We start from the raw sequence: 2,325 nt of genomic DNA on the forward strand, positions 1-2,325 counted from the left end.
GCCGGTGGCCGCCGCGAACTGGTCGCCGGTCCGCGTCCGGAGCACATCCCGCTGTCGCTGGCGCAGCAGCGCATGTGGTTCCTCAACCAGTTCGATCCGGCCTCGTCGGTCTACAACATCCCGGCCGCCATCCGCCTCACCGGCGACCTGGACGTCGCGGCACTGCGGCAGGCGGTCGCGGACTTGGTGGCGCGCCACGAGATCCTGCGCACGATCTACCCGCAGACGCCGGACGGCCCCGTGCAGCAGGTGCTCGCGGCGGACGAGGTGCCGATCGACCTCACGCCGACGCGAGTCGACGCTGCGGATTCGGTCGCCGTGGTGACCAGCGTGGTCGGCGCGGGATTCGAGGTCACCACGGAGGTGCCGTTCCGGGTCGCGCTGTTCGAGATCGCGCCCGCGAGCGCGGACGATCCCACCGAGCACGTGCTGGTCTTCGTCGCACACCACATCAGCTCCGACGGCTGGTCGCTCGGGCCGCTCACCCGGGATCTGGTGCTGGCCTACGAGGCGCGCAGCAGAGGCGAGGCCCCGGCCATGGCCGCGCTGCCGGTGCAGTACGCCGACTACAGCCTGTGGCAGCGGGAGGTGCTCGGCTCCGAGGACGACCCGGAGAGCCTGATCGCCCAGCAGGCCGCGTACTGGCGCAACGCGCTCGCCGCCCTGCCGGACGAATTGCCATTGCCGACCGATCGGCCCCGGCCCGCCCAGGCGTCCTATCGCGGCGGCAGCTTCGCTTTCGACATCGACGCCGACCTGCACGCCGGGCTGGAAAAGCTCGCGCAGCAACACAATTCGACGTTGTTCATGGTTGTGCACGCGGCGTTGGCGGTGTTGCTGGCCCGGCTGTCGAATACACGGGATATCGCCATCGGCACCCCGGTGGCCGGCCGGGGCGAGGCCGAACTCGACGACCTCATCGGCATGTTCGTCAACACCCTGGTGCTGCGCACCGAGGTCGAGCCGGGTACGTCGTTCGAAACACTGCTGGCCGAGGTCCGCAAGACCGACGTCGCCGCGTTCGGCCATGCCGACCTGCCGTTCGAGCGGCTGGTCGAGTTGCTCGACCCGGTCCGCTCCGCGGCGCGGCATCCGCTGTTCCAGGTGATGCTGGTACTGCAGAACCTTGCGCCCGCGACGCTGGAATTGCCCGGCCTCACGGTGTCGGGCATCGATCCTGGAGTGTCGGCGGCCAAGTTCGATCTGCAGATCACCCTGGGCGAGCAGCCCGGCGCGCAGGGCCTGTCGGTGGTGATCGGTTACGCGACCGACCTGTTCGACGAATCGACGGTGCGGAACTTCGCCAGCCGCTTCCGCCGTGTCCTGGCGGCGGTCGCGGCCGATGCCACCGCCGCGGTCGGCGACATCGATGTGCTCGCGCCCGGCGAGCGCGACCAAGTCCTGAACGCATGGAACGTGCCGGGAGCCTGGGTTCCCGGTGCGACACTGCCGGATGTGATCGCCGAGCAGGCATGGTCGCGTCCGGAGGCGGTCGCGATCCGTTCCGGTGACAAGACCTTGACTTTCGGTGAGTTGCATCGGCGGGCGAATCAGGTGGCGCGGGCGTTGATCGCCGTGGGTGCGGGGCCGGAGTCGGTGGTGGCGGTGGCGGTGGCGCGCAGTGAGGAGTTGCCGGTCGCGTTGCTGGGTGTGTTGATCGCGGGTGCGGCGTATCTGCCGATCGATACGACCTATCCGGTGCAGCGGTTGGAGTTCATGCTCGAAGACGCCGCCCCGGTCTGCGTGCTGACCAGCGAGCAGTTGCGGGATGCGGTGCCGGCGGTGGGGGTGCCGGTGGTGCTGCTCGAGCAGGCGCGGCAGTTGTCGGATGCGGCGGTGTCGGACGCGGAGCGGGTGGCGCGGTTGCGTCCGGACAATCTGGCGTATGTCATCTACACCTCCGGCTCGACCGGGGTGCCCAAGGGGGTGGGGGTCGCGCACCGCAACGTGGTGGAGTTGCTGGCCAACACCCAGCCGTTGTTCGGGTTCGGCGACACCGATGTGTGGACGCTGTTTCATTCCTTCGCGTTCGATTTCTCGGTGTGGGAGTTGTGGTGCGCGCTCGCGCACGGCGGCAGCGTGGTCGTGGTGGACTATCTGACCTCCCGCTCGCCCGAGCAGTTCCGGGAACTGCTGATCCGCGAGCAGGTCACCGTGCTCAACCAGACCCCCTCGGCGTTCTATCAACTGGTGGAGGCCGACCGGGCCGCCGCGACGGGTGCGGGTGAGCTGGGGTTGCGGTATGTGATCTTCGGTGGTGAGGCGCTGGATCTGCGGAAGCTGCGCCGCTGGTATGACCGCCACGGTGAGCGCACCCGGTTGGTG

1 protein-coding gene is annotated in these 2,325 nt (G+C 69.1%); it reads left to right on the forward strand.

Features of this window, described 5'->3' with window-relative positions; all coding sequences use genetic code 11:
• On the forward strand, positions 1-2,325 hold a 2,325-nt coding region (locus ACH49X_RS32865; RefSeq protein WP_357209341.1), incomplete at both ends, for a condensation domain-containing protein.

It is taken from the genome of Nocardia sp. NPDC019323 (assembly GCF_044389845.1).
In the GTDB taxonomy this organism is placed as follows: domain Bacteria; phylum Actinomycetota; class Actinomycetes; order Mycobacteriales; family Mycobacteriaceae; genus Nocardia; species Nocardia implantans.